22 protein-coding genes are annotated in these 21,383 nt (G+C 51.1%); 1 reads left to right on the forward strand and 21 read right to left on the reverse strand.

Annotation, left to right across the window (positions count from 1 at the left end; genetic code table 11):
• Positions 1-211: 211 nt before the first annotated feature.
• The 21 genes from ACZYR9_RS07075 to ACZYR9_RS07175 form a co-directional block, all read right to left on the reverse strand.
• Positions 212-952, reverse strand: coding sequence for a hypothetical protein (locus ACZYR9_RS07075; RefSeq protein ID WP_488977757.1), 741 nt, complete (start codon positions 950-952; stop codon positions 212-214).
• On the reverse strand, positions 927-2,015 hold the full coding sequence (locus ACZYR9_RS07080) for a molybdopterin-dependent oxidoreductase (protein WP_488977758.1): 1,089 nt from the start codon (positions 2,013-2,015) through the stop codon (positions 927-929). Before ACZYR9_RS07080 ends, ACZYR9_RS07075 begins: the two co-directional genes overlap by 26 nt.
• A gap of 49 nt (positions 2,016-2,064) precedes the next feature.
• Positions 2,065-2,826, reverse strand: a complete 762-nt coding sequence (locus ACZYR9_RS07085; protein WP_488977759.1) for an SDR family NAD(P)-dependent oxidoreductase — start codon at positions 2,824-2,826, stop codon at positions 2,065-2,067.
• An 83-nt stretch (positions 2,827-2,909) separates the two neighbouring features.
• Positions 2,910-3,959 carry a TRAP transporter substrate-binding protein gene (locus ACZYR9_RS07090; RefSeq protein ID WP_488977760.1) on the reverse strand — a complete coding sequence of 350 codons (1,050 nt, stop codon included), beginning with the start codon at positions 3,957-3,959 and terminating at the stop codon, positions 2,910-2,912.
• A 419-nt stretch (positions 3,960-4,378) separates the two neighbouring features.
• Complete coding sequence (locus ACZYR9_RS07095) at positions 4,379-6,190, reverse strand: FAD-binding protein (RefSeq protein WP_488977761.1); 1,812 nt, start codon at positions 6,188-6,190, stop codon at positions 4,379-4,381.
• Between the two features lie 5 nt (positions 6,191-6,195).
• Positions 6,196-6,984 carry an IclR family transcriptional regulator gene (locus tag ACZYR9_RS07100; protein ID WP_488977762.1) on the reverse strand — a complete coding sequence of 263 codons (789 nt, stop codon included), beginning with the start codon at positions 6,982-6,984 and terminating at the stop codon, positions 6,196-6,198.
• Between the two features lie 23 nt (positions 6,985-7,007).
• Positions 7,008-7,793: an enoyl-CoA hydratase/isomerase family protein gene (locus ACZYR9_RS07105; RefSeq protein WP_488977763.1), complete on the reverse strand. Its 786-nt coding sequence runs from the start codon at positions 7,791-7,793 to the stop codon at positions 7,008-7,010.
• A 161-nt stretch (positions 7,794-7,954) separates the two neighbouring features.
• Positions 7,955-9,160 (reverse strand): CaiB/BaiF CoA transferase family protein, encoded by a 1,206-nt coding sequence (locus ACZYR9_RS07110; protein WP_488977764.1) that lies wholly within the window; start codon positions 9,158-9,160, stop codon positions 7,955-7,957.
• Between the two features lie 18 nt (positions 9,161-9,178).
• Positions 9,179-10,327 carry an acyl-CoA dehydrogenase family protein gene (locus tag ACZYR9_RS07115; RefSeq protein WP_488977765.1) on the reverse strand — a complete coding sequence of 383 codons (1,149 nt, stop codon included), beginning with the start codon at positions 10,325-10,327 and terminating at the stop codon, positions 9,179-9,181.
• Between the two features lie 15 nt (positions 10,328-10,342).
• Positions 10,343-10,768: a MaoC family dehydratase gene (locus ACZYR9_RS07120; protein WP_488977766.1), complete on the reverse strand. Its 426-nt coding sequence runs from the start codon at positions 10,766-10,768 to the stop codon at positions 10,343-10,345.
• A 78-nt stretch (positions 10,769-10,846) separates the two neighbouring features.
• Positions 10,847-12,046 carry a hydroxyacid-oxoacid transhydrogenase gene (locus ACZYR9_RS07125; protein WP_488977767.1) on the reverse strand — a complete coding sequence of 400 codons (1,200 nt, stop codon included), beginning with the start codon at positions 12,044-12,046 and terminating at the stop codon, positions 10,847-10,849.
• A 343-nt stretch (positions 12,047-12,389) separates the two neighbouring features.
• Positions 12,390-12,560 (reverse strand): hypothetical protein, encoded by a 171-nt coding sequence (locus tag ACZYR9_RS07130; protein WP_488977768.1) that lies wholly within the window; start codon positions 12,558-12,560, stop codon positions 12,390-12,392.
• Positions 12,561-12,725: 165 nt separating this feature from the next.
• The gene (gene thpD / locus ACZYR9_RS07135) at positions 12,726-13,625 is read right to left on the reverse strand and encodes an ectoine hydroxylase (protein ID WP_488977810.1); all 900 of its coding nucleotides are present in this window, start codon (positions 13,623-13,625) and stop codon (positions 12,726-12,728) included.
• A gap of 73 nt (positions 13,626-13,698) precedes the next feature.
• Entirely contained in the window at positions 13,699-14,097 is a 399-nt protein-coding gene (locus ACZYR9_RS07140; protein ID WP_488977769.1) for an ectoine synthase, read from the reverse strand.
• Positions 14,094-15,422 carry a diaminobutyrate--2-oxoglutarate transaminase gene (gene ectB / locus ACZYR9_RS07145; RefSeq protein ID WP_488977770.1) on the reverse strand — a complete coding sequence of 443 codons (1,329 nt, stop codon included), beginning with the start codon at positions 15,420-15,422 and terminating at the stop codon, positions 14,094-14,096. The genes ACZYR9_RS07140 and ectB overlap by 4 nt, the downstream gene beginning before the upstream one ends.
• A 24-nt stretch (positions 15,423-15,446) precedes the next feature.
• On the reverse strand, positions 15,447-15,968 hold the full coding sequence (gene ectA / locus ACZYR9_RS07150) for a diaminobutyrate acetyltransferase (protein WP_488977771.1): 522 nt from the start codon (positions 15,966-15,968) through the stop codon (positions 15,447-15,449).
• A gap of 14 nt (positions 15,969-15,982) precedes the next feature.
• Positions 15,983-16,768: an ectoine/hydroxyectoine ABC transporter ATP-binding protein EhuA gene (gene ehuA / locus ACZYR9_RS07155; RefSeq protein WP_488977772.1), complete on the reverse strand. Its 786-nt coding sequence runs from the start codon at positions 16,766-16,768 to the stop codon at positions 15,983-15,985.
• 30 nt (positions 16,769-16,798) lie between these two features.
• Complete coding sequence (ehuD, locus tag ACZYR9_RS07160; RefSeq protein ID WP_488977773.1) at positions 16,799-17,461, reverse strand: ectoine/hydroxyectoine ABC transporter permease subunit EhuD; 663 nt, start codon at positions 17,459-17,461, stop codon at positions 16,799-16,801.
• A gap of 2 nt (positions 17,462-17,463) precedes the next feature.
• On the reverse strand, positions 17,464-18,117 hold the full coding sequence (ehuC, locus tag ACZYR9_RS07165; protein ID WP_488977774.1) for an ectoine/hydroxyectoine ABC transporter permease subunit EhuC: 654 nt from the start codon (positions 18,115-18,117) through the stop codon (positions 17,464-17,466).
• Position 18,118: 1 nt separating this feature from the next.
• On the reverse strand, positions 18,119-18,979 hold the full coding sequence (ehuB, locus tag ACZYR9_RS07170) for an ectoine/hydroxyectoine ABC transporter substrate-binding protein EhuB (protein WP_488977811.1): 861 nt from the start codon (positions 18,977-18,979) through the stop codon (positions 18,119-18,121).
• 366 nt (positions 18,980-19,345) lie between these two features.
• Positions 19,346-20,506: a hypothetical protein gene (locus ACZYR9_RS07175; protein WP_488977775.1), complete on the reverse strand. Its 1,161-nt coding sequence runs from the start codon at positions 20,504-20,506 to the stop codon at positions 19,346-19,348.
• Positions 20,507-20,637: 131 nt separating this feature from the next.
• On the opposite strand from ACZYR9_RS07175, the gene ACZYR9_RS07180 reads away from it, so the two are divergent.
• The gene (locus ACZYR9_RS07180; RefSeq protein WP_488977776.1) at positions 20,638-21,357 is read left to right on the forward strand and encodes a class I SAM-dependent methyltransferase; all 720 of its coding nucleotides are present in this window, start codon (positions 20,638-20,640) and stop codon (positions 21,355-21,357) included.
• The last annotated feature ends 26 nt before the right edge of the window (positions 21,358-21,383 follow it).

Genomic DNA, 21,383 nt, shown 5'->3' on the forward strand with positions numbered 1-21,383 from the left:
ACACGAAATGTTAAAACGATTAAATATTAGGCTAGATTTAATCCTGAAGTATAAAAATATACTTATAATCACCGTAAATAAATCGTTTTAATGATGGCTGTTTCCATGTCAACTTCTTATTTTCCATTTAAAGGATATTATAACGTTTAAATATATCTCAATATTAAACATAACTGTAAATGATGTCAATCCTTTTTTCGACTCGGCTCGATTATTTTAATTTTTCCGCTTGCCTGGCAGCGCTTGGGATCTCCAGATGGAACTTTTCGTTGATGTTGGAAAAAACGACGGTGTAGCTTACCTTATTATAGCTTTTCAGCGTATTTTGCGGAGACTCGATTTCCAGCTGAAGCTTCTGCAAATTGCCTGTCGCCTGATCGGACCATACGGAAAGCACTCCCTCCTGTCCCTCAAAAGTCATGCCATGTTCTGTTTCCGCAAAGGGTCTCAGTTCCATACGGTAATACGCAAGGTCATTCTCATTTTCATGTTTAATCCGCTTAACGTACGTAAGAAGGATTTTCCAAAACTCCATCGGTTGACTTACTGCGGTCAATTCTCCGGCGGTAGGATGGTTAGAGGACATCTGCACCCAATTGCCTTCCTGCAGGTTATGGATGTAAATCTGCTCATTCTCCAAAAATGCCTCCAAATGAAAATATTCGTTCTCACGCAGCAGCGCATGGATCTGAAATTGCCCCAGCCTCGGTTCATGGTTAATCCGGCCTTTGACCTCTGCCAGCGTTAGCCCGTCGCCCAGCACGCGTTCGTCCACGTAGTACGAATTCCAAGAGCCGACTCTGGAAAACATGCGCTCAAGCTGTCCCCATTCGACGCTCATTTTACTGGGAAAAGCCATATAGCCCAGGTATCCCGCCCCAAACCAGATCAAAAGCGCGAGCAGCAGCCAGGCCGGCTTCTTCGACTTACGTAATATAACCGTCCAAGTCATAGTTCTCCAAAGCCTCCCAGTACCCTTTCTCCCGCACATTTGTAAATTCGATGCGTTCCACCCACTTGATCGATTTGTAGCCGTACATATCCGGGTGCAGCAGCCTGCAGGGCAAGCCTTGACTGGCAAGGAGCAGTTTGCCGTCCATTCGGAAAGCGAGGATGACATCCTGGCTCATCAGCTGCTCAAGCTTGAACGTTTCCGTGTATCGTTTATCCGACGAAACCATTTTGACATATTTGCCCTCCGGCTTCGGATTGACCGCCTGGACGAACTGGTTGAACGGGATGCCCTCCCACTCGACGCCAAGCACGCTCCAGCCGGTAACGCAGTGAAAATCACGGACGATTTTTTTTGTTTTAAACTGCTCCAAATCTTTTATATCATACGATCCGGGGCGTTCCACTAGACCGTCAATCGTCAATTTCCACGTATTCTCATCAAAAGACGGGATTTCATCGGTCACCTTAAAAATTCGGAAATAGCCTTTTCTCACCGGTGCCCGAAATCGGGTATCGTCTTCCGTCAGACCGGGTTTAAACCATTTCAAGGCTGAACCGAACAGCAGAAAGAGCAGGGAGCCCACGGTCGCGTGCAGAAATTCTCTCCTGGTCATCACATTGCCGATCTTTTGAATAAACTTTACATTTGCCGTACGGCGCTTCAGCACTTTCCAACATACGTGAAGTGCGATCCACGGCACGATGACGATGCTCATCAGGTCGTGGATGAATAGCGACTGAACGCGGTACTGCAGCAGCCAAGGCTGGTTCTGCCAAAGCACATACCCGGTTACCGACCAAACGAAGGCAAAAAAATAAATGAAGGCGATGTGAAGCCTTTTTAAATTCTGCTTTCCAAGCCGCTTGAAGTACTTTCCGACAGGATACAGCGAGTAAAGCAAAAACAGGGCATACCCTCCGGCGATAACCAGATGTACATTGCGAATCGCCCTTTTGGGGAGCAGGGGAATGCCGGAAAAGTACAAAAGGACCCCCGTCAGAAGCAGAAGGAGAAGAAAACCCGCATGAATCCAATGGATGAGTACGAGTGGTCTGCGCATTTTCTTCTCCTCCCCCTCGTCAACCAAAATGATGATGAGATTCAGCAGACTATTTCACTGCAGCTCCGCCGTCCACCGATAAAATCGCACCTGTCACGTATATGTTTTTCGGGAGGGCAAAATAAATCGCCGCTTCCGCAATTTCTTCCGGTGATCCGAGATAGGGCGTTAGGCGCCGATGCAAAAACTCTTGCATCATGCCTTCAGGATTTTCATGGGTCTCGATGATTTTTTTGATCATGGGCGTTTCGATCGTGCCCGGGCATATGCTGTTCACCCGAATTCCGCTCGGTGAATGATCAACGGCCATCGCTTTCGTCATTCCGATGACGGCCGCTTTTGCAGCGCAGTATGCTGATCGGTTTTTCAGCCCCTTAAGGCCCGCTTCGGATGCAATGTTGATAATCGAGCCGTTCTTGCGCTCCAGCATATACGGAAGCGCATAATGGCTTACCAGATAGGCGGAAGTCACATTGATGCGGAACACCGTTTCCCAATCTTCCAGGGAGATGTCCGCTACCGTGCCCGGCAGAACTTGACCGGCATTGTTGACAACAATGTGCAGAGCACCGAATGTTTTGACCACATCCTCCACCATGCGTTTGACATCCGGCTCGGAAGTCACATCTGTCGAAAAAAAAGCCGCCTCGCCGCCTCCCTCCCGAATGGCGGAGATGACTGCGCTGCCTCTTTCCTCATTCCTTCCGATAACGGCAACCTTGGCGCCTTCCTTGGCGAACGCCAGCGCAATGGCCTCGCCCAAACCCGAAGTGGCTCCTGTAACAATAGCGACTTGATTGGCCAATCTCATACAATGTCCCTCCGTATTATGCCGTATCCATTTTGCATCCAAGAATCGGCCGATTCTTGGATGCAAATGTGTCGGTCGAACGATTACTGCTTTTTAGCCGCCTGAATTTCATCGAAGAGCGCTTGGCCGTTGGGGATTTCTTTCAACAAAGCCTCATATACCGGCTGGGCTGCTTTCTTCATGGCTTCGATATCCGGCTCGACGACGGTTACGCCGGCCTCTTTCATTTTGGCAATGGAATCGGCGTAGGACTTCTTAAAGAATTCCTTGTTGAAAGCCAGGGCTTCGTTCGCAGCTTCCTGCATAGCCTTCTGCTGGTTCTCCGATAGCGTGCCCCAAACTTGTTTGGACATCAGTAGCAGTACTGGCAAGTAGTGAACTTTCGTGATGTTGTAGAACTTCGAGACTTCAATAAATTTATCCATGACAAATTGGTCAGGTGAAGTATCTCCGCCGTCTACAACTTTTTGCTGAAGGGACAGGTAAACCTCGGAATAAGCCATCGGAGTCGGCTGAGATCCAAACGCTTCATACGCTTTGACATATCCCGGCGACTGCATTACGCGGATTTTCATGCCCTTCATATCTTCAGGCTTATTGATGGCCTTGTTGCTGAAAACGTTGCGTTCGATGACCGTCAGGAAACCGAGACCCATCAGATCGTGCTGCGGAAGCATGTCCAGATATTTTTTGCCGACAGGTCCGGCCAACACTTTATTTCCTTGATCCAGATTGTCGAAGAGGTAAGGCAGATCAAAGATGGAATATTCTTTAACCGTATTCGTCAAAGGTGCTTGCGCCGTAATCAGCATACCCAAAGCACCGGTGCGTGCCGCTTGAATCATCTTCACTTCGCCGCCCAGCTGGGACTGTGGAAAGACGTTAATTTTAATCGTACCGCCCGATTTTTGGGCAGCCAATTCGGCCAGCTTCAGTGCCGTTGCCTGGTAATGGCTATCCGGCGCAAGCGTATGTCCGATGTTAATCTCAACGACTTTGTCCGCCGGCTTGTCCCCGGAGGCCGCTCCGTTCGTCCCGGGATTGGCGGATCCGCTTCCGCCTCCGCAGCCGCTTAATACGATGGAAGCCGCAAAAATTGTACTTAACACAGGAAGAAAAACTTTTTTATTCACTTTGATCGCACCCTTTCTATTTTCTTTTCATGTCAACCCTTAGCCTGCCGTCTTTTTTACGCATATGATCTTAAAACGATGGGATAATTCTTCTTCAGCCCCCCTAGTCGACTATTGCTATTTCTATATGAACCCGCCCTAATTTTTAAAAGCCGGAAACCCATATGGGGAGGGCAGGTATATAGCATTTCATCAGTTCGCCGCCAGAAAAAATGATTTTACTTTCCCAATACAGTACCTGCTCTAAACAAGAAGCTGCAGACTAGCTTCACTTAAAGAATGCGCTTACAAATTCATTTTTAAGGTTTGCGGAAAGCAACATTTTGTATCTTAAGCATCGTTGGATTTGAACCTTGAACCTTGATCCAAGGTCCGTCCCTTTCCGACAGGCGGTGAACGAACCTTGACCGGCAATCGTATTAGGCATGTACAATGAGGTATGGATAATCCTTTACCGTTTCGTCGCTGCTCATGATCATGCGGGAATGGATGCTATCGTTCTCAAAGCGGGAAATGATCCGGTAGAGATAATCAGCATCGTTACGTGTTGGATAATCGACGCGGAAGTGGCTTCCCCTTGTTTCTTTTCTCAACCGGGCCGCTCTTGCAATCACCTCGCCAACCAGCACCAAATTCTCCGCTTCAATCGCGTGCATCATTTCTTTCGTATTGGTGACCGTGATATTCTCCCTGCATTTCATCCGCAGCTCGGCCAATTTGCTGATCGCGGTCGATAAGCTTTCCTCGCTTCGGATCACCAGCACGTATCTCCACATGATTTCCTGGAGCTCTTTTTTGATATTATGCGGCTTGTATTCCCCTTGCTTTCCGTTCATTGTCCGGAGGCGCTCCCGCTCTTCCTCTAACTGGTGCACAGGTAAGGGGCGTATACTTCCGCATTTCGCAAACTCAGCCGCAGACCGTCCGGCCAGCTTGCCGAACACTTGGCAGGTGAGGATCATATTGCCGCCGAGACGGTCCGCGCCGTGCGGGCCGCCCGCGGTTTCTCCGGCTGCGAAGAGCCCCGATATGGTCGTCTGCGCCTTTTCGTCGATCATTAGTCCGCCATTGATCGCGTGACCCAAGATGGCGACTTCCACCGGCGTTTCGAGAAGATCCAGCTTGCGGTTTTCAATCAGCCAATTTCTCGTAATATCCCAGGATTTACGCAGTTCCTCACCTCTTGCGTTCTGGGGCAGCGCATTTTCGTCCACCTGGGTAAAATCAACGATGACCCCGCCGTGCGGGCCTCCGCGTCCTTCTTTGATTTCCGTCTGGATCGCGATATCAATCCATTGGGAACCGTCATAACTGGAGAACGGATAGTGGCCGGACCGCAAATCCATACACTGCTTAACCGACATGCCCTCCGGCATATATTTATGCAGAAACTCTTCGCCCAAGCCGTTGGTCACCTTCGGATAAAACGCCCACAGCCAGGAGTTGAACATATTTTTGCACGGGTAAATCATGCCTGGACCTGCCTGCATAAACTCCATATTGATCACTTCGGCGCCGGCCTGAAGCCCCAATGAATATCCGTCTCCCGTAATATCGGCAGGGTTGATGTTGTACGAGAACAGCTGTCCGGCCCCGCCGGTGCCCATGACGACCGCCTTCGCGCGAAAAACGATTTCCTCCCCCTGGGAGTTGAAGCCGATGGCCCCGGCGATGGTGTTGTCCTCCACCAAAAAACGGGTGAGAATCGTCCTTTCATAGACGGGAATGCTGCGGTTTAAAATTTCGCTCTTCTGCGCGTGTACAATCGGTTCGGCGTGCCCCGGAATAAAATGCATCCGGGGCTTCGTGGCAAAACAGCCGAGAACCTCCATATACTTGCCGTCCTCGCTTCTATGGAAAGGAACGTTCATTTGTTCAAGGTACCGCAGCGACTCAACAGCGCCCTCAGCCAACTTGTGGGCCAATTTCGGTTCCGCCATTCCCGCCGCCATCCGCATGATATCCTCGAAATGATGCCTTGGCGAATCGCTGGCGTCCACCTCTCCGTCAGCTACGTTGTAACCTGCGATTTCGGCAATTTTGTAAGCGCTTGCTCCGCTCGTTCCGAACAAGCCTTTCATGACCACCGCTACGGAAGCGCCTTGATCATGCGCCTCGATGGCCGCTCGCCCCGCTGCGGCTCCTCCTCCAATGACAAGTACGTCACATTCGACGACCATCTTGTTCGTCACCTCTTTGTATAATGTAATAAAACGATTAAATGAAGCCATCCGGATTACACCCGTACATAATGCCCAAGCTTTTCGGATATGTCCTCCGCTACTCGTTTCAATTTTTCTCCGTAAATATCCACCTTATCCAACGCCAGCCTTACCGAAGGAATATTGACGTGAATCGCAGCTACCATGTCGCCCTGAAAGTTGAAAATCGGAACGGCCACGCTTCTAAGGCCTGTTTCAAACTCTTCATCATTGAAGGCATAGCCTCTCCGCCGTATTTTTTCCAATTCGGATAAAAGCAGCTGCGGGTCGGTGATCGTTTTCTCAGTGATTTGGTCTAAGCCGGCCCCCATCACTTCACGGATTCTTTCCTCCGGCGAGAAAGCCAGCATTGCTTTTCCCGAACCGGTACAGTACATCGGAGCCCTTGCCCCGACCCGGACAACGGATTGGATGTTCCAGGGACTGTTCAGATTCTCGACATTCAACACGTAAAGCACATGGGTGCCGTCCGGGATGCTTAAGGTGGCGCTTTCATTCATTTCCTTCGTCATGGAGCGCAGGATCGGTTCGGCGATTTTGGTCAGCTGCTGGTTGCGGAGCATTCCGCCCGCCAATTGTAAAATTTTAGTACCCAAGCTGTACACGCCGGTAAGATCATCCCGGACAATGTAACCGCGCTTCTCCAAAGCTTTTAACTGAAGATGGACCGTGCTTTTGCCGATTCCCGTCAGTTTGCTCAGCTCCGTCACCCCAAGCGCATCCCGTTCGATAAATTGCTCCAAAATACTTAAGGCTCTCTCGACAGACCGTGAAGTCTGCTGATTTTCATCTTGCTTATCCATCGAAATAAGCCCCTCCTTTGCCATTATCGATGTTTGAATTGGGGCTGCCTTTTGCTGAAAAAGGCGTCAATCCCTTCTGCTGCGTCTTCCGTGCGGAAGACTTCACGACTCAACTCCAAAATTCGCTTCTGCATGATATCGGGCGGCTGGCTGCCGGCTTGGTTAACCGCCTCTTTGATGGAACGTATGGCATTTCTCGCTCTGCTTGCCACAACGGCGGCCATTTCCTCCGCCTGTGCCATCACCTGACCGGGCTCCGCCAGACGATTCACAAGTCCGATGCGATAAGCTTCCTCGGCAGTAATTTGGCTGCCTAAAAACAACAACTCTTTCGCAATGGCGGGACCCACGATTTGAGGCAGGCGGTACATCCCTTCCATTCCCGGAAACCAGCCCAGCGTAATTTCCGGCAATCCGATCCGTGCCTCCGTGGACATAATCCGAAGATCGCAGGCCAATGCAATCTCGCAGCCTCCGCCAAGCGCCACACCCTGAATTGCCGCGATGGTCGGCTTGGACAGGTTGGCAATTTTCTCAAACACTTGGTTTTCCAAAGCTAATTTATCTTCAACGATCGTGCGCAGAATCCCGTTCATTTCTTTCACGTCCGAGCCTGCGGAAAAAGCGCGGTTTCCCATCCCCGTCAGAATCACAGCGCGTACGCCGTCATCCCGTTCGATCTCCGTGAGCAGAGCGTCTAATTGCACCGTCAATTCCCGGTTGACGAGGTTTAACGGCGGGTTGTTGAACACAATGCGTGAAACTCCTTCGGCCGCTTTCTCATGCAGCAGCAGTTGGCTGTCAGGCATAGATTTTCTCCTTTTCCCTTGTAAGCGTTTTATGTTTTGAAAAACCAAACGCATCCCGCTTTGTTGTTCAGTTGTACTGAACCTCGTTCAACGTTTATTATTATATCACGTATAACTCAGGAAATAAATACCTTTTGTCTTACATTTTGCAAATTTTGAGATCAGGATTTGGCATTCGCACTTTGTTTCCCGAACTCATTGACAACTCCTTTTTGCAGCAGGGCTTCGATCTCCTGTTCCTTGTACCCCGATTCGCGCAGCACTTCTTCCGTATGCTCACCCAGGCGCGGGGGATATCTGCGCACCGTTGCCCCTTGTCCGTCATAGCGCACCGGGTGGTTCAAAACCCGAATGGTTTTGGCGTCCGGATGCTCGAAACTAAGGATGGCATTATTCCATACGACCTGCGGGTCCTTCTCCACTTCTTCATAGCCGTTAACGGGAGCGTACCAAATTTCGTTCGCTTCAAAAATGGCGTACCACTCTTCGGTCGTTTTCTTGCTCACGGCATCTACAACGAGACGATTCACTTCTTCACGTTTGTGCATCTGGTCCTTAAGCGTATACTTGGCCAGCTCCTCGCATTCCAGCACCTTCGCCAGCTTATCGGCCGGGGACATGGAAAGGGCGATCCAGCTGTCCGACGTTTTGTAGACGCCGTATGGCGCTTGGTGAAAACGTGTGCCGATGTTCGTCTCGCTCCGTTCCCATAAAGGCCCCATGTTGAGATAATACGAGAAGGGCTCGATCTGCAAGTCCAGCGCCGCGTTCAGGAGATTGGATTCAATCTTCTTGCCGTTGCCCGTTTTCACGCGGTCGTATAAGGCGGAGACGATTCCGAACGCAGCCAGAACCGCAGCATGCTGGTCGATTGCAGCCGTACCGACGGGCGTCGGCGGAGCGTCTTTACCGCCTGACACCGAAGCCAATCCGCTCATCGCCTGCAGCAGCATATCCTGTCCCGGACGGTGCAGATACGGACCGTCGGAGCCGTAGCCTGTGCAGGAGCAGTAAATCAGACCGGGATTGATCTCTTTTAGTTTCTCGTAGCCGAATCCCAAGCGGTCCATCACGCCGGGGCGAAAGTTTTCCACAATAACATCGGTGTTCTTAATCAGACGGTAGATGATTTCTTTTCCTTCCTCTGTCCGCAAATTGATGGAAAGGCTGCGCTGGTTGCGGTTGGCCAGCAGGTAAAATACGCTGACATCGTTGATGTATGCGTCAAAACCTGACCAATGGCGCTCGAAAGCACCTGTCGGCGACTCGATTTTGATGACGTCGGCTCCCAGGTCCGCCAGCATTTGAACGGCAGACGGTCCCTGGAGGAAATGGGTGAAGCTCAATACCTTAATATCGTTAAGCATGGGCGATTCCTCCTTATTTTATGATATGAGCACCATTCTGGAAATGATCATTCGCTGGATCTCCGAGGTGCCTTCGACGATTTCGAGCACCTTCGCATCCCCGAACGCCCGGGCGACCGCGTATTCGCTCATAATGCCGTATCCGCCGTGAATTTGTACGGCCTGATGTGCGGCTTCCATCGCTTTTTCCGTCGTGAACAGTTTGGCGATCGACGCTTCTTTGTCAAATGGCTTGCCGGCATCCTTCAGCATGGCGGCGTGATAGATCAGAAGACGCGCAGCATGGTCGTGGGCGGCCATATCGGCAATTTTGAACTGAAGCGATTGGAATTCTCTCAGCTGCTTGCCGAACGCCGTCCGTTGGTTGAGGTATTCGACGGAACGATCTAGCGATCCCTTTAGAATGCCGAGACCCATAGCCGCAATCAGGATGCGTCCCGTATTGATGGTAGACAGCGTCTGCTTGATGCCGGATCCTTTAGCTCCCAGAAGGTTGTCCTTGGGGATGCGCATGTTCTCAAAAAACAGCTCGCCCGTGCTGGATGCCCGCCAGCCGATTTTGTTCAGCTTCCTTCCGTAAGAAAAGCCCGGCGTTTTGTTGGGAACAATAAAGTTCGAGATTTCGTTGCGGCCGTTTTCCTTCTTCCCGGTGACTGCGGCAATAACCACCGGCCCGGTGACCGCGTTATCCGAGTTGCTGATGAAAATTTTCGATCCGTTGATGACCCACTCATCCCCGTCGAGGACAGCATGCGTTTTGATGGCCGTTGCGTCCGAACCGGCATCGGGCTCCGTCAAGGCGATGGCGCCGACTTTTTTTCCGGTCAAAATATCGGGCAAAAACGTTTGCTTCTGAGCTTCGCTTCCGTAATTGGAGATCAAGCTGGCAACCGAAGAATTAGCCATAATGGAATTTGCAACTGCGCAATCGATCCGGGCAAGCTCTTCGAGCACGATAACAAAAGACAGCCAATCGCCGCCGCCCCCGCCGTACTTTTCTTCATAGGGCAGCCCGATGAAGCCCAGCTCTCCCGCCGTCTTCCAAATGTCATAAGGAAATTCCTGATGCTCCCACAGCTTTTCCGAGACAGGAGCGATTTCATTTTCGGCAAATTCCCGCACCGTATCGCGGATCATCTGCTGCTCATCCGTTAAAGTTACAAACATGTCGTTCATCCTCCGTTATAGAACTTTAAGATAGGTTTTGCCTTCCGTGACGACTTTTCCCTCCTGGTTGGTGACGGTCGCCTGAAACACGCAGACGTTCTTTTCCTCTTCTTTCTCAATGAGCTCCAGCCTGGCCGTCACCGTGTCGTGAATATAGACCGGCGCTTTGAAGGTGACGTCGTACCGGTACGAAACCCCGCCCGGGTCCGGCACTCTGCCCGCCATATAGCCCATCACCGTCGAGATGAAGCCGACAGATAAAGCTCCCTGGGCGATCCGTTTGCCGAACCGGGTCTGTTGAGAGTACACCTCATCGACATGAACCCCGTAAAAATCACCGACAATACCCGCAAAGCCGTATACGTCGTATTCGGATACCGTTTTTGAAAACTGTGCGGAATCTCCGATTTGAAACACATCCATATTGGGCCGTTTTGCCATCCAAATCACTCCTTTATATTCCAAACCGTTGGAGATCGCTCTTAAGCTTTTTATAATAAAACGATTAAATCAAGTTGACTACAGCGCCTCATAAAGCAGTTCTTCTACCTCTTTAGCCGTTGGGGTCCTTGGATTAATCCGGATTAGACGCTCGATAGGCAGCGATTTTTCCACAATATCTTTAATGTGATCGCTTTCAATACCGATTTGAGAAAGCTTGCTCGGCATGCCCAAATCGTTCAGCATCCGAAGTACAACCTCCATACCGCGCATCGCTTTGTCATACAGGTTCAGATTTGGCGCCGCATCCCCCAACAACTCCGTGACTGCCGCAAACTTTTCCGTGGCGACCGGAGCATTATACCGGATAATGTACGGCAGGAGCAGCCCGATGATTTCCCCGTGCGGCCTTTGAGTTTTCTCTGCGATCGGGTACGCCAGCGCGTGGCTGAGCGAGGTGCCCGAATTGGAGACGGCCATGGCGGAATATAAATTTCCCAGCAGCATGTTAGTCCGCGCTTCTAGATTGGAGCCCTGCCGGGAAGCGGTGACCAGGTTTTCGCCAATTAGACGAATGGCTTTTTCCGCCAAAAGGTCGCTTAACGGGTTGGAGCCCTGATAAATCAGCTCCCCTTCCGCTTCAACATACCGGTAATCGACTGCAAAATAGGCCTCTATCGCTTGGGATAAAGCGTCCATACCCGTGCAGGCCGTGATGTAAGGCGGCAGCTTTAAGGTGAGGTCAGGGTCCAGCAAAGCAGCTTTCGGTCTCAGATGATTGTCGGAAAGCCCCACTTTGAGTTGCGATTTGTCGTCGGTGACAACGGCCACAGCCGAAACCTCGGAGCCGGTACCCGCCGTCGTCGGAATGGCAATAATCGGCGTAATGTCCCCCGGAACCTTGTTTTCGCCGAAATAATCGGACGGATGGCCGCCGTGTGTCAGCAGCAAGGCGCTCATTTTTGCCAAATCCATACACGATCCTCCCCCAAGCGCTACGATCACATCAGGACCGTACGCTTTCAATTGGGAAAAGCAGGTCAGTACCGATTCCATGGACGGTTCAGGCATCGCCCGGTCGTAGACGAAGTGCGGCAAGCCTTCCCGCTCCAGTACTGCGGTTACTTTGGCCAGCAAACCCGCCTTGACGATTCCCTGGTCCGTAACAATGCAGATTTTCCCGTTAGAGAGCTTTTGGATTAAAGCAGGAAGCTGATGAATGCAACCGCTGCCAAAAACAATGGTCGAAGTCGTATGAAATTTCCATGCCTTCCGCATAGTCCGCTCCTTTCTTCATAAAAGTTTACGCAATCAGATCAGCATGCTGTTTTGCAATGATCAACCTGATAGCTGATTAAAACGATTAAATAACGCGTTTACCCAAATCTCTAAATTAGACATTACTGTGTTTTTATACCTTAACTCTCACCTCCACAGTAAATTAAAACGATTAAATCATGCTATAAAGATAACCAACCGTTTCCTTCTCTTTGTCAGTATACCTTCCGAATGCCCCGATTGTCTATACTCTAATTTTCTTTTTTTTGGGAAATACGGCACCCGTTTGAAACACAATCCCCGCTTTATAGCGACAAAAAAGCAGCCCGAAGGCTGCTTTCCGTTACAACAAATCTGCGGTTCTTGCGGCTGCCCGTTTCTCTTCCTCGGGGGGCCAATCGCTAAACTCAAACACTAACGTTCCACTGCCGGAGATTTTCAGGGTTACAAATTTTGTCTTTACATAGCCCTCCAAGTGCTTCTGGGCTTCGGTTACCGACAGTCTTGTATGCATCGCCACTTCCCGCTTCAGTAGCGGTCAATCGACCCGTGTGCCTTGCCGCAAGCTGCAAAATTTCATTTTCCAGCTCGTGTCTTGCCGGCGCGCCTTTGATCGGCGTACGACCCGAACGGCGTGCCAAATGCCTAAAGCTAGCGGCAAACAAAGCACCCATATCGGCTATGAACGGGCAGCGATATAAGCCGGACGAGGCTTTTGACCGGAGAACGGATCGATTAACCGGTTCTCCGTGCTGTTATATACCAGAAATACATTGCTTCGAGGCATCGGTGAAATGTTGCTGCTTGAGCCATGCATCAGGTTGCAGTCGAACAGCAGAATCGAGCCTGCTTTACCGACCGGTGCCTCAATGCCTCCTTGACGGACGAGCTCTGTCAAGCTTGCTTGATCAGGCACGCCGTATTCTTGACGGCGAAGCGAGCTCCGATAATGGTCGTCCGGCGTCTTGCCCACGCAGGTAACAAACGTGCGGTGAGAACCGGGAACGACCATCAGCGGACCGTTAAAGTAACTGTTGTCTTCAAGCGCTATTGAACAGCTTAACGCCCGCATTCTCGGCATGCCGTCCTCCACGTGCCAGGTTTCAAAATCGGAGTGCCAGTAAAATTCTTTTCCGTTAAAGCCGGGCTTGAAATTAATACGCGACTGATGGACGTATACGTCGCTTCCCAGCAAATAACGAACGATTTCAAGAAGCCGGGGATGCTCGGACAGTTTGCGGAATGTTGGGTTATCGCGATGGACTGCAAACACCGAACGGACTTCCCTGCTCTCCGGTTCGCGGATCACTTCATCCTTATCCGAATTCCGGCCAGCTTCCGATAGCCTTCTCAGCTCTTCCCTCCAGACGTTAACCTCCGCATCCGTGAAAAATTCCTCGAGGAACAAATACCCGTTTTTCTCATAAAAATCGGATTTCTCCTGTGCAATCGGACTATCTTCGGTCCATTGCGAATATACCACCGGATCCTTCCGGCTGATGAATTCTGCTGCAGGCTTAATTCTGGAGGGATAAGCATCCTCTATATTCCCGGAAGATCGGGGATTTACTGCCACCATGCCTTCTTCCGTACGAACATTTGAACGATTATTAGTCACTCTTATCAGCTCCTTTTGCTCTTCTATGCTTTTTTCAACCGCGTACTTCGGCTTTTACCGACGCCGGATACACCCCGTCCTTGTCGTGAACCTCGCGTCCCGTTAAAGGAGGATTAAATACGCATATCATTCGCATATCCGTCTTTCCCCGAAGGTAATGCTTTTCATGCCCGTCAAGCGCATAAAGCGTTCCCGGACGGATCGGGTATGTTTGCCCGCCGACCACTTCAATCTCCCCTTCGCCTTCAATGCAATACACGGCTTCCACATGGTTTTTATACCAAATCAGCGTCTCCGTTCCCGCCTTAATGAGGGTATCATGCATGGAAAACCCCATCCCGTCCTTTTCAAGCAGCAGCCTGCGTGAATTCCAAGTCGGGGTATCGACATCGTCATGGGTATTAACAACCTGTTCCAGATGTTTTACGATCATATCGCTTTACGCTCCTTTTCTTGAGCCGAAGTCCGGATACCTGCCGCCAGCTCTTTCATGCTATCGGCAATCCGTTGAAGCCCCTGCTCCAATACTTCATTACCGATCGTCAACGGAGGCATCAGCTTTGCCACTTCGCTGTCGGGTCCGGACGTTTCCATAATGACTCCGCGTTTGAATGCCGCTTCGCAGAGCATTTCGGCCTTCTTGGCATCTTTAAAAGCAATGCCTTGAATGAAGCCTTTGCCCCGCAATTCCCCTTGCAGCTGCGGGTACAGCTTCACCTGTTCTTCCAAAAACGTACGAATCCGCTTCGCCTTTTGCATCACTTCGTTTGATAAAGCATCGTTTTCCCAATACTTCAATGCCTCCGTAGCGGCAATAAAGCCTAAATTATTTCCCCGGAACGTGCCGTTATGCTCTCCCGGAGCCCATACATCCAGCTCAGGCTTGATCAGCGTTAAAGCCATAGGAAGGCCATAACCGCCGATCGATTTGGATAAGCAAACGATATCGGGGCGTATCCCCGCTTCATCGAAGCTGAAGAACGTCCCCGTCCGGCCGCAGCCCATTTGGACGTCATCGATGATGAGCAAAATTCCCCGTTTATCGCACAGCTTCTCCAGCCGTTTCAGCCATGGGGCGGAAGCCACGTTCAATCCACCCTCACCTTGGACCGTCTCCACGATGACGGCAGCCGGAAGCGGTACGCCGCTGCCCGGATCGTCAAGCAGCTTCTCCATATAAGCAATCGTGTCTATGTCTGCGCCGAAATAACCGTCGTATGGCATAAATACGGAATGGTTCAAGGCTACACCGGCCCCGTTGCGCTTAAACTTGTTGCCGGTCACAGACAGCGATCCCAGCGTCATCCCGTGGAACGCATTCGTAAAGCAGAGCACCGTCTCCCGGCCCGTTACTTTACGTGCGATTTTCATCGCGCTTTCGACCGAATTGGTCCCCGTTGGTCCGGGGAACATCACTTTATACTGCAGTCCTCTCGGGTTTAATATCACTTCTTGAAAACGGGTAAGAAAGTCCTCCTTCGCTTTCGTAGCCATATCCAGGCTGTGGGTAATGCCGTCCTCCAGCAAATACTCAACCAGCTTTTGCCGAATTCTCTCGTTGTTATGGCCGTAATTTAATGCTCCTGCACCGGCGAAGAAATCAATGTACTCCCGTCCGTCGACATCCCAGAGTCTATCGTTGCGCGCTTTCGAAAATACCGTACGGAAGCTTCTGCAATAACTCCGCACCTCCGATTCCAGTTCTTCAAAAACGTGCATAGAGGTCATTTCCGTCGTTTCTGTCACCGTTTGCGTCATTATTCATCATCCTCCTGATTATAGTTAAATGGATACGGATTCGTTCTGAAGCGGTCCAATGCGATATAAGGTTTCTTGTTCGTGAGAGCCGCCGCCCGGAAAAAACGCTGCCGGATAACCTTCTTCGGTTTTGATAGCGCTGCCAGTCCGCCTTGCCAAGCTGCTGAACAGCTGTCGGGAAGCCTGATTTGAAGGACTTATCGTCGCTTCCACGTAATGAACAGGGCGATCTTGGCATTGGGTTAACAGCCCGTCAAGCAGCGCTTTGCCGATTCCCCGGCCGCGAGCCTCGGAAGCAACGGCAATTTGCCAGACGAACAGCGTATCCTCACGGCCAGGGGGACGAAAAGCGGATACGAAGCCCTTCAGCCTCCCGCCCTGCTCCGCTACAAGACAAGTATCACGGAAATAATCACACAGCATAATATAGCAGTAAGCCGAATTGAGGTCCAACGTACCTGCGGAGCGAATCAGCTCCCACACCTTACCGCCATCCTCTTTATTAGGCTTTCGGTATTGAATGATCTTCGTATCGACAGGAGACATCCAATCCCTCCTTTTCAAATACTAACCGTGGAACGAAACCTTTTGAGAAAAGCTTGAAGCCGTTCGCTCTGCGGATTTTCAAAAATGTCTTCGGGTGTTCCTTCCTCCACGATCCGGCCGTCTGCGGCAAATACGACGCGATCGGCCACATCGCGTGCAAACTCCATCTCATGGGTGATGAGGAGCATGGCCATTTCGCCTTCACTTGCAATTTCTTTGATGACTTCAAGCACCTCTCCCACCAGCTCGGGGTCAAGTGCGGAGGTCACCTCATCAAACACCATCACCTTCGGGCGCATTACCAAGGCCCGTGCGATCGCTACACGCTGCTTCTGTCCTCCGGACAGCTGTGCGGGATAAGAGTCAAGCTTCTCCTCCAGCCCCACCTTGCGCAGCATGAACACCGCACGTTCCCGCGCCTCTTCTTTGGATAGTCCCAGCACCCGAATCGGGGCCTCAGTCACATTGCGGAGCACTGTCATATGCGGAAACAGGTTAAAATGCTGAAACACCATCCCGATGCTGCCGCGCATCCGGTGCAGATGCTTCTCGTTCGCCCGAACCTGCTTGCCGCCCGACTCCATATGCCAAAGCGATTCACCATTGACCTCGATGGTGCCGGAGGTAGGCTCCTCCAGCGTCATCAGCAGGCGTCCCAGCGTCGTTTTGCCCGAGCCGCTGGGGCCGATAATGGCCACTTTCTCACCAGAGGCGATATCCAGATCAATGCCTTTAAGCACCTCGACATCACCGAAGCTTTTTTGAATATTTGAGTATCTCACTATCGGATAATCCGTCATTTGGTTTCATCTCCTGTTCCTCGCTTCAGGTCAAAGTCCTCTTTGACGATTCAGCCTGATTTCCAGCCTTCTGACCAGCAGGGAGGCAGGAAAACTGATCAGCAGAAACAGTATGCCGACCATCGTATAGGGTTCAAATACGCGGTACGAAACCGAAGCGATATTTTTGGCCGTAAGCAAAAGCTCCACCAGCGTAATGGCCGACAGGACGGGCGTTTCTTTAAACATGACGATCAAATAATTGCCCATCACCGGCACAATAGGCGGTATCGCTTGGGGCAGAATAATAGAGAACCACGTTCTCGGTTTAGAGAAGTTCAGCGCAGCCGCCGCTTCCCATTGCCCCTTGGGGATCGCTTCGATGCCGGATCGGTATACTTCGGATAAATAAGTGCTGTAATGAAGTCCTAAGCCGATCATCCCGACGGCGAAAGCCGAAAGCGAAATATTCGTCATCAAGGGCAGGCTGTAATACAGGAAAAACACTTGCACCAGCAATGGCGTATTTCTCACGAACTCCGTCAAGGCCTTTGCCGCCACAGCCAACGATTTCCGGCGCGATCTTGCAGCCAAGGCCAGCAGCATACCGCCTGCACAGGCTAAGACAAATCCCCAAACCGTTGCCGCAATCGTCATTTTTAAGGAGCTGAGCAGCTCCGGCAGAATTCGCAGACTATATTCCCAATTCCACATCGTTACATCCTCCCCGCCGCTGCTTTGCGTTCAGCCCACTTGGTACCTAAGGAAACGATATAGGCCAGAACAAAGTAAAACAGAAGCAGCAGCGCAAAAATGTACGGCGTCATCGGGTAGTAATTGTTTCGAAGCAGCATCGCCTGATAGGTCAAATCGGCTAAAGTAATGAAATATACCAACGAGGTAGATTTAATCAGTTCAATCATTAAATTGCCGAACGGGGGAAGCATACGAACAAATGCTTGTGGAAAAATAATTCTCGTCATCCGCTCATAAGGGGTCATATTCAGTGCGGTCGCCGCTTCCCACTGCCCTTTGGGGACCGCCAGAATCGAGCTGCGGACGATCTCCGATCCGTAAGCGCCGTAATTCAGCCCTACCGCAAGCACTGCTGCCAGCAGCTTTGGAAGCTCCAAGCCCAGGAAAGGCAGGGCAAAATAAAGCCAGAACAGCTGGACCAACAGCGAGGTTCCGCGAAACACTTCAACGTAAACGGCCGTTACCGTTCGTACGGCCCGCCATCCGGAAAGCTTGCAAAGTCCCGCCGTTACGGCCGCCGCAAAGGCAAGGCAGCCGGCAAGCGCGGCCACCAAGACCGTCACTTTAGCCCCTTCGAGGAGCAGCGGCAGCATATTCATTACGGAAACGTCCATGCTATTGACCGCATAGCTCCGCGGCCGTCATGCCGCCCGGAAGCTCCTCCTCCGTAAATCCGAATTTTTGCAGAATGGTCAAAAGCTCACCGGAATCCTTAAGCTTCTTCAGCTCCGTATTGAATGCGTCTTTAAATTCCTGATCATCCTGCCGGAAAGCCGTAGCTCCGTAGCCTCTGACGCTTTTGCCGTCGATGATCGGCTGCTCGAAATCGGCAACCCGTTCAAGATTGCTGTCATTGGCCGAATCCAGCATGGACTGCAGTGCGGGACCTGTCATCGTAATCGCTTCCGCACGGCCTGCTTGCAAGGCACTGATGGCGGACGCCTGATCGGGAACGATCAGCATGCGGTCCTTCGGTATGCCGGATTTCTCCAAATACCCGATCTCCACCGCCCCGGCCATGACCGCTACCCGGGCATCTTTGTTCCCGGCAATATCCTTATAGCTGTTTAAAGCCAAAGGATTTCCTTTCTTGACCGCAATCGCTTCTCCTATGCTGTACTCCGGGTCGGCAAAAGCAACCGCCGAACAACGGTCCGGATTAATGAACATGCCCGCCGTAATCAGATCAAACCGCTTGGCTTGCAGACCGGCGATCAAAGAACCAAATTCGGTCAATTCACCGCGCATTTCGTTAATTCCTAAGTTTTTTAATACTGTCCGTGCAATTTCGACCGCTTCACCGGTCAGCTCCCCGTCCGCCGTTTGGTAAGCGTACGGTTTTTCATTGGCAAATCCTACCGTGACATAACCTTGTTCTTGCGCTTTGGCTAATGTACCCTCTTTGTTGCCTCCGGCGGCAGCCGGGCTGTCTCCTTGCGGAGCTCCGGCATCGTTTACAGTTCCGCATCCTGCCACTGCCGCAAACAACAAAAGTATGAGCGGAATTTTCAACCATTGCCTCAAGTTGTTTCACATCCCTCCAAAATGTTTTGATCGCGATCACTTTTAATGCTAACATGATCGCTTCTGACGGTCATGTCGGATATCCCGGATTTATTCCAGATTATCCCTCCTCTCCTAAGGTAAGGGAAGATTACCTGCCCTATGCTCCTTTTTCCCGATATATCCTCCCATATCATACCCGATTCTCCGGTTTACGTCTGATCCTTGCTATGTTAAAGCATTACCATAATGCGATCCTTATGTCAAACGACAAAACCCTACAAAAGACTTACCAAAAATGATTCTAAAGGCCTATATTAAATTTCAAGAAGATCCCTTTTAGGCTGTCCAAGTGACCGAAACGATTTGCCAGGGAGCATCATCCGATGCTTTGTCCAGCACAAAAGCGTACGTTTGTTTTTCCGGGTGTCTTCCTGCCGCGTGCACCGTTACCTCGACCGGCAGCTCGAAACGGGTTTGTCCGGTGGCATCTTTTTCAGAATATGCTTTTATCTTCCGGATGGACTTAATCTGGTTCATGGTTTGGAGGAAATAGTTCAGTACGGGATTTTCCCGGTCGGCAAACGCTCTTCGAAGCAGCTCGGGATCCTGCTGGTTTAGGGCAATGAAAAAACTGTCAATCACCCCGTAAGGAGATGCTTGCTTAAACGCTTCATCCAAACGCCCCGCCGCCTTGTATACCATCCATTGATGGTCAGGGTCCACATTCCCCGATCCATGCGTGGTGCTTCCGAGAAAATGGATGCAGAAATGGCCGGAAAAGGCGTTATCCGGGATTCCGTCGCCTCCATGCGGCATCCCATGCATGGAGGCGGCAAGTGATTTCCCGTCCATTTGTACCAACACGGCTCTTCGTCTCCAGCTCCACTCTCCACTGTAAATTTTCTTCATCACCTCGGTATCCGCTTTGGTGAGCGGCTGCATGTCCGCATGGCTGCTTCCCGCTCTGCGCTGCGCCTGAAAACGAAGCCCCGTTTCGAGGTCAACGACCTGGGCGACAGATTTCATGTAGACGGTGTTCTTGGCGTCAGTCCAGGGGACAAGCTTTCCATAATGAGCGGCACGTGCGGCATAAATGTAGTTTTTCATTTGCTCCTTTAAGGCAGGATTCAATGGCAGCGTCTCTTTGCGGCTTGCATCATACCAGTCTCCCCGATCGTCAACCCCATACAGGACATCGCCCTCCGGTCTTTTTAACCAAATATAGGTATCCGTAAGGATACCGTGCTGTGCCGAGTGAGCTTTCAATTTGCGAAGCTGTTTCATCAGCGGTCTTGAGTGTACCGTTAATTCCGTCCGCATCTCCGATTCCGGAGATGCCTTGACGGTCACCGTTATATGGTCCGACGGACGAGCGGCCGCGGCTGGATCGAGCGGACGGATCATTCCCAAGCCGATCAACGCTGCAAGACAGACATGCATCAGATGGTTCATCTTTTGCTCCTCCGTTCCTTTTTTTGCAAATATCATCTTTAGCATTTTCCGCTTTCCTCCATACTATTCCTGATCTTCCGATGAAAAAGTACAGAGAGGGGGCATCTATCCATATCCCTTTTTCTTTTTTCTCATAAAATAGAACCATATCTTAGATAAGGCAGGTGATCGATGGAGTGGAATATTTGGATATGTTAACCCGTTTGGGTGCAGGAAGCGCGCACCCTGGGGGCTTTACGGCTACACTGGAACAGCTTCGCCGTTTTCCGCTTCCACCGCAAAGCCGGGTGCTCGAAGTCGGCTGCGGCACCGGCAGAACATCCTGTTATCTGGCCAGGCAGGGACATTCCATGACGGGGCTTGACATCCGGCCGGAAATGCTGGCAAAAGCAAGGATCCGTGCCCAAAGCGAAGGCTTGCAGCTGGATTTTGTTGAGGGCAGCATTACCGCTCTGCCGTTTGACGATGACAGCTTCGATATCGTGCTCGCCGAATCTGTGACCAATTTTGCCGATATTCCCTCTGCGATTAAAGAATACCACCGCGTGCTGAAGCCCGGCGGCGTTCTCTATGACCGCGAGGTCGTCATGTCCGAATCCATCCCCGCAGAGGTGTTCACGAAGCTGACCGCCTTTTTCGGTTTCGGCGGACTGCTTACAGAGAAAGCATGGACCGATTTGCTTGAGGCAAAATTTTCGGAAGCTCGGGTTGCGGACCGGTATGAATTTCAAGAGCATATGGCTGCGGATCAATCCGCCCATCCCGATCTTTATCAAATCATCGATCAGCAAGCCATCTTCGACGCCTCCATCTGGCGCGCCTCGCTGGAGCATGACGAGTTGATTCTGGACAATCGGAACTATATCAGCTGCGCGCTGTTTATTGCGCGCAAATGAAGGCTAGGGATTGAATTTTATCAGTC

Source organism: Paenibacillus sp. F024, from assembly GCF_057814255.1.

Coding starts and splice junctions, on each gene's coding strand:
- ACZYR9_RS07110 (WP_488977764.1), bottom strand. CDS start 9,160: ATGCTTAACGATATTAAGGTATTGAGCTTCACCCATTTCCTCCAGGGA.
- thpD (WP_488977810.1), bottom strand. CDS start 13,625: ATGGTGGCAGTAAATCCCCGATCTTCCGGGAATATAGAGGATGCTTAT.
- ACZYR9_RS07105 (WP_488977763.1), bottom strand. CDS start 7,793: ATGCCTGACAGCCAACTGCTGCTGCATGAGAAAGCGGCCGAAGGAGTT.
- ACZYR9_RS07080 (WP_488977758.1), bottom strand. CDS start 2,015: ATGCGCAGACCACTCGTACTCATCCATTGGATTCATGCGGGTTTTCTT.
- ACZYR9_RS07140 (WP_488977769.1), bottom strand. CDS start 14,097: ATGATCGTAAAACATCTGGAACAGGTTGTTAATACCCATGACGATGTC.
- ACZYR9_RS07100 (WP_488977762.1), bottom strand. CDS start 6,984: ATGGATAAGCAAGATGAAAATCAGCAGACTTCACGGTCTGTCGAGAGA.
- ACZYR9_RS07075 (WP_488977757.1), bottom strand. CDS start 952: ATGACTTGGACGGTTATATTACGTAAGTCGAAGAAGCCGGCCTGGCTG.
- ACZYR9_RS07115 (WP_488977765.1), bottom strand. CDS start 10,327: ATGTTTGTAACTTTAACGGATGAGCAGCAGATGATCCGCGATACGGTG.
- ehuA (WP_488977772.1), bottom strand. CDS start 16,768: ATGACGGATTATCCGATAGTGAGATACTCAAATATTCAAAAAAGCTTC.
- ACZYR9_RS07095 (WP_488977761.1), bottom strand. CDS start 6,190: ATGGCTTCATTTAATCGTTTTATTACATTATACAAAGAGGTGACGAAC.
- ectB (WP_488977770.1), bottom strand. CDS start 15,422: ATGACGCAAACGGTGACAGAAACGACGGAAATGACCTCTATGCACGTT.
- ehuC (WP_488977774.1), bottom strand. CDS start 18,117: ATGGACGTTTCCGTAATGAATATGCTGCCGCTGCTCCTCGAAGGGGCT.
- ACZYR9_RS07085 (WP_488977759.1), bottom strand. CDS start 2,826: ATGAGATTGGCCAATCAAGTCGCTATTGTTACAGGAGCCACTTCGGGT.
- ectA (WP_488977771.1), bottom strand. CDS start 15,968: ATGTCTCCTGTCGATACGAAGATCATTCAATACCGAAAGCCTAATAAA.
- ACZYR9_RS07175 (WP_488977775.1), bottom strand. CDS start 20,506: ATGCTAAAGATGATATTTGCAAAAAAAGGAACGGAGGAGCAAAAGATG.
- ehuD (WP_488977773.1), bottom strand. CDS start 17,461: ATGTGGAATTGGGAATATAGTCTGCGAATTCTGCCGGAGCTGCTCAGC.
- ACZYR9_RS07125 (WP_488977767.1), bottom strand. CDS start 12,046: ATGCGGAAGGCATGGAAATTTCATACGACTTCGACCATTGTTTTTGGC.
- ACZYR9_RS07120 (WP_488977766.1), bottom strand. CDS start 10,768: ATGGCAAAACGGCCCAATATGGATGTGTTTCAAATCGGAGATTCCGCA.
- ACZYR9_RS07130 (WP_488977768.1), bottom strand. CDS start 12,560: ATGCATACAAGACTGTCGGTAACCGAAGCCCAGAAGCACTTGGAGGGC.